Source organism: Domibacillus sp. PGB-M46 (assembly GCF_022668875.1).
In the GTDB taxonomy this organism is placed as follows: Bacteria; Bacillota; Bacilli; order Bacillales; family Domibacillaceae; genus Domibacillus.
Genome location: NZ_JAKGCR010000108.1, coordinates 1 through 254 on the forward strand (window position 1 = coordinate 1; position 254 = coordinate 254).

At 42.9% G+C, this 254-nt stretch carries 1 rRNA gene; it reads left to right on the forward strand.

Going from position 1 to position 254, the window contains the following annotated elements:
• Positions 1–179 precede the first annotated feature (179 nt).
• A 5S ribosomal RNA gene (gene rrf / locus L2D08_RS23835) occupies positions 180–254 on the forward strand; the annotation flags it as partial.

Sequence of the window (254 nt, forward strand, 5' to 3'; positions counted from 1 at the left end):
AGTGCGGCGACGCATGGAGCTGACGAATACTAATCGATCGAGGACTTAATCAATGTACACTTGGCGTGTAACCGAAAAGTTTTTGCCCATACAATTATGCTTCTATCCAGTTTTGAAAGAACAAAAAAGTTCTTGCAAATTTCATTTATTGTGCTATAATAATAAATGTCGCAAATAAGTCAGGTGGCAATAGCGAAGAGGTCACACCCGTTCCCATCCCGAACACGGCCGTTAAGCTCTTCAGCGCCGATGGT